This window comes from Reyranella sp., from assembly GCF_030651995.1.
Lineage (GTDB): Bacteria > Pseudomonadota > Alphaproteobacteria > Reyranellales > Reyranellaceae > Reyranella.
On record NZ_JAUSBN010000046.1, the window covers coordinates 1 to 3,457 of the forward strand.

Sequence of the window (3,457 nt, forward strand, 5' to 3'; positions counted from 1 at the left end):
GCCTTCGTCAGCATTCACGGGGGAGTTATAGGGGCCCAATACTCCGCTGTGCTAGGCATCACAAGCGATGGGACGAGCGAACGCATCCGCTTTCAACCGGCACCCTATCCACGGGTTACGGTAGATCCCGTCACCTACGCGCTGCAGGTAGACGATGAGATGGTGAGCGGGGTGCACGATTACGAACGCGCAAACATGAGCCTTGGAACTGTTTGTCCGCCGTGGTCAGATTTGCCGAGGAAAGCGAAGCTGACACCATGATCAAGAAGGACGACGCCGAGAAGGCAATTCGCTACCTCTGTCACGAGTGGGAGAAGGAAAAGGGCGTCCGCTTCGGCCCGACCGATCATCCAAGTTTCTCCGAAAGCATGCTGAGGAAACCCGTTGAAGCCGTCCTTTTCGACATGGACGGCCTGCTGATCGACACCGAATCCGCCTACATTCATGCCCTGCAGGATACCGCCCGCGATCTGAAGATCGAGATGACCCTGGAATTCTGTCACTCGATGATCGGCATTTCGGGCCGCGAATGCGACGTCATGATCCAGAATTTCTATGGGGCAGGCTTCCGCATCGATCAGTTCCGCGAGCGCTTCTCCGGTCACGCCAGGCGGCGGCTGGAGAACCACCTGCCGGTCAAGCCCGGCGCCGTCGAGATGCTCGATTTCCTGGAGGGCCGCGGCCTGCGCCTCGCCGTCGCCACCGGCTCCGGCCGGATCACCGCGGAGCGTCACCTCGGGCGCGCCGGCCTGATCGACCGGTTCGCCGCGGTCGCGACGCGTGACGACGTCGAGAACGCCAAGCCCGCGCCCGACGTCTATCTCGAAGCCGCCCGCAGGCTGGGCGTGGCACCGGAGCGCTGCATCGCCTTCGAGGATTCCAACGTCGGACTGACGGCCGCCCACGCCGCCGGCACGATGGCGTTCATGGTGCCGGACATCCTGCCGCCGCTGCCCGAAGTCCGCGCCAAGTGCCTGCGCGTCTTCGACGATCTGCATGCCGCGCGACTTATGCTCGAGGAGTCGCTATAATTCACAGAGACTGATCCGGGAAGCCGCCGGGCGCGTAGACCTTTGTCATCAGCGGAGTTGCCCGTGCACTTTCTACGTCTCCTCGTCTCCTGTCTCGCCGTCCTCACGGTGCACGCGGGAACCGCCTCCGCCCAGCCCACGAGCATCGGCAGCGAGCCTTCCGGGCCGCCGCCGAAGGACTGGACGTTCGATATCGGACCGGGCCTGGTCGTGGCGCCGTGGTTCGAGGGCAGCGCGAACTATCGCATTCTGCCTATCCCCAACCTCGACCTGCGCTATCAGCGTGACAAGGTCTTCATCTCGGCGCGCGACGGCGTCGGCGCGACTCTGTTCGACAACTCCGGTTTCAAGGCCGGCCCGATCTTCCGTTACCGCTTTCCGCGCAACCAGGGCAACGGCGGCTACCTCTTCGGCACGGGCAATGTGCCCTTCACGATCGAAGGCGGCGCCTTCCTGCGCTACGACCAGCCCTTCATCGCCGCCAAGATCGAGTTGCGGCGCGGCATCGGCGGCAGCAACGGCCTGATCTTCGATGCGCTGGTCGATGGCAAGCTTCGGCTCACCGACAGCGTGTTCCTGTCCGGCGGCCCTCGCCTCTCGGTGACCGACGGCACCTTCAACCAGGCCTATTTCGGCATCGACGCCCTGCAGTCGATCAATTCGGGCTATTCGCAATACTATCCGGGCGCCGGCCTTCGCAGTGTCGGCGTGGGGGCGAGCGCCCTGTGGCGCATCCACGACAGGCTGAGCCTCGTCGCCTTCGGCAGCTACAACTACCTGGCCGACACGGTCGCCAATTCGCCGATCGTCACGGGGCCCGGCGGATCGCGCAACCAGTTCGTGACGGGCACCGCGCTCACCTGGCGCTTCTCCTGGTAGCGCGCCGGTCCCGCTAGAACGTCTCGACCCAGGGCCGCACCTCGACTTCCCAGCTCCAGGCGCTGCGGTGCTGATTCAGCACATGCCAGTAGGTCTCGGCGATGGCGTCGGGATCGAGCAGGCTGTCGGGCCTGCCCTCAGGCACCGGCCGCGCGGCGCTGCGGATGCCGCCGTCGATCACGAAGTGGGCAACGTGGATGCCCTTGGGCGAGAGTTCGCGCGCCATGGATTGAGCCAGGCCGCGCAGCGCGAACTTGCCCATGGCGAAGGTGGCCGAGAGCGCGAAGCCCTTTACGCCCGCCGTCGCTCCTGACAGGAGCACCGCTCTCTCCCCCTTGGGCAGCATGCGCCTCACCGCCTGCTGGGACACCAGGAAGGCGCCGAAGGCGCTGATGTCGATGGCGCGCTTCACGTCGTCGGGGGCCAGGTCGACCAGCGCGCCGCGCACCCGGTTGCTGGCGTTGTAGACCACGACATCGGGGGTACGACCGGCCGCGTCCAGCGCCTCGAACAGCGCCGCGACGTCCTTTTGATCGGCGGCGTTGCAGGCGTGAACCGATGCCCCTGTCTCTTTCGCAAGTGCAGCGAGCTTGTCGGTCTGTCGAGCGGCCACGGCCACCGACAAACCGTTCTTCGCAAACAGACGGGCCAGCGAGGCGCTGAGTCCGGGGCCGGTTCCGACGATCAGGGCAGAGCGATATTTGGGCATGGCTGGGGTCCTCTCGTTGCCGGAGATTCCGCGCAGGTATACGCTTCAAGGCAATAGGGAAGGAAACAGAGCCATGGACCAGGTTCAACCGACCGGCCGCATCGACGTCATCTCCGACGTGATCTGCCCCTGGTGCTACATCGGCAAGCGCCAGCTCGAACGCGCCCTCGATCTTCTCGCCGCCCAGCATTGCCGGGTTGCCGTCGCCTGGCACCCGTTCCAGCTCAATCCCGAGATGCCTGCCGAGGGTGTCGAGCGCACGAGCTACCGCATCTCCAAGTTCGGCAGCCTCGAACGCTCCCGCCAGCTCGACCAGCGCATCACCGAGACCGCCGCGACGGTTGGCCTCGAATTCCATCTCGACCGCATCGCGCGCACGCCCAACACGGTGAACGCCCATCGCCTGATCCGCTTCGCCGGCCAGCACGGCGTGCAGGACGCGGTCGTCGAGGAGCTGTTCGACAGCTATTTCTGCAAGGGCGCAGACATCGGTGACCCCAAGATATTGGGCGACGTGGCAGCCGAAGCCGGGCTCGACCGCGCCGAGGTGCTCGCGATGCTGGCCAGTGACGAGGGCCGCCGCGAAGTGCTGGCAGGCGACCAGATGGCGCGCAACGCCGGCATCCAGGGCGTGCCCAGCTTCGCCCTGCAAGGCCATGTGCTCTTCTCGGGCGCCGTGCCCGCCGAGGAAATGGCCCAGACCTTCCGCCGCGCCTGGGAAATCCTCAAGGATCGCGCGGCGTAGGGCGGCTTCGCCGCGATCGCGTCACCTGCCGCGAATGCTCATCGTCGGCGCGGAGACGGGCCCGTTGACCGTCATCACATAGTCGGTCGCGCC

General features: G+C 65.8%; 5 protein-coding genes. 4 read left to right on the plus strand and 1 reads right to left on the minus strand.

Translation table 11 applies throughout. The annotated features are described in order from the left end of the window. The 3 genes from Q7V45_RS13735 to Q7V45_RS13745 form a co-directional block, all read left to right on the plus strand. Nucleotides 1-261, plus strand: a 261-nt coding sequence (locus Q7V45_RS13735; RefSeq protein ID WP_304852865.1) for a hypothetical protein, incomplete at its 5' end; no start/stop codon positions are given. Continuing rightward, nucleotides 258-1,031 carry an HAD family phosphatase gene (locus Q7V45_RS13740; RefSeq protein WP_304852867.1) on the plus strand — a complete coding sequence of 258 codons (774 nt, stop codon included), beginning with the start codon at nt 258-260 and terminating at the stop codon, nt 1,029-1,031. The genes Q7V45_RS13735 and Q7V45_RS13740, both read left to right, overlap by 4 nt. Before the next feature lie 63 nt (nt 1,032-1,094). Then, nucleotides 1,095-1,910: a MipA/OmpV family protein gene (locus tag Q7V45_RS13745; protein WP_304852869.1), complete on the plus strand. Its 816-nt coding sequence runs from the start codon at nt 1,095-1,097 to the stop codon at nt 1,908-1,910. Nucleotides 1,911-1,923: 13 nt separating this feature from the next. Here the strand turns inward: Q7V45_RS13745 and Q7V45_RS13750 are convergent, their stop codons facing one another. After that, nucleotides 1,924-2,619: an SDR family oxidoreductase gene (locus Q7V45_RS13750; protein WP_304852871.1), complete on the minus strand. Its 696-nt coding sequence runs from the start codon at nt 2,617-2,619 to the stop codon at nt 1,924-1,926. A 73-nt stretch (nt 2,620-2,692) separates the two neighbouring features. Between Q7V45_RS13750 and Q7V45_RS13755 the strand changes: the two genes are divergently transcribed. Continuing rightward, nucleotides 2,693-3,364, plus strand: a complete 672-nt coding sequence (locus Q7V45_RS13755) for a DsbA family oxidoreductase (RefSeq protein WP_304852873.1) — start codon at nt 2,693-2,695, stop codon at nt 3,362-3,364. Nucleotides 3,365-3,457 lie beyond the last annotated feature (93 nt).

Bases quoted from the DNA above. Each gene is read 5' to 3' on its own strand.
- Q7V45_RS13755 (WP_304852873.1), top strand. From the start codon at position 2,693: ATGGACCAGGTTCAACCGACCGGCCGCATCGACGTCATCTCCGACGTG.
- Q7V45_RS13750 (WP_304852871.1), bottom strand. From the start codon at position 2,619: ATGCCCAAATATCGCTCTGCCCTGATCGTCGGAACCGGCCCCGGACTC.
- Q7V45_RS13740 (WP_304852867.1), top strand. From the start codon at position 258: ATGATCAAGAAGGACGACGCCGAGAAGGCAATTCGCTACCTCTGTCAC.